Genomic DNA, 444 nt, shown 5'->3' with positions numbered 1-444 from the left:
GTTTTACCGTGGTCAACGTGACCGATGGTGCCGACGTTTACGTGCGGCTTCGAACGTTCAAATTTTTCTTTAGACATTGCAGCCTCTCTAACAAAATTCTTCGGTGTGTTACCTAAGCTTAAAAGCATGACCGAGGTTTATTAGGGGCCTAAATAGAAATGGTGCTGATAGGCGGATTCGAACCGCCGACCTCACCCTTACCAAGGGTGCGCTCTACCAACTGAGCTATATCAGCACTGACGGAATGTGGAGCGGGTGGCGGGAATCGAACCCGCGTCATCAGCTTGGAAGGCTGAGGTAATAGCCACTATACGACACCCGCAAATTCACAATTTTATGAGGCCACTTCAAAACCAAGGAAATTGCGTGGTGGAGGGGGCAGGATTCGAACCTGCGAAGGCTGAGCCGTCAGATTTACAGTCTGATCCCTTTGGCCACTCGGGA

At 50.5% G+C, this 444-nt stretch carries 2 tRNA genes; both read right to left on the bottom strand.

From position 1 onward, the window contains the following. Positions 1 to 159: 159 nt before the first annotated feature. Positions 160 to 235, bottom strand: a tRNA-Thr gene (locus RBK99_RS13440). A 12-nt stretch (positions 236 to 247) separates the two neighbouring features. Continuing rightward, positions 248 to 322 (bottom strand) — tRNA-Gly (locus tag RBK99_RS13435). Positions 323 to 444 lie beyond the last annotated feature (122 nt).

Source organism: Idiomarina solivarensis, assembly GCF_033052755.1.
Lineage (GTDB): Bacteria > Pseudomonadota > Gammaproteobacteria > Enterobacterales > Alteromonadaceae > Idiomarina.
The sequence above is the reverse complement of the archived record's forward strand: the minus strand, read 5'-3'. Positions and strand labels throughout refer to the sequence as shown.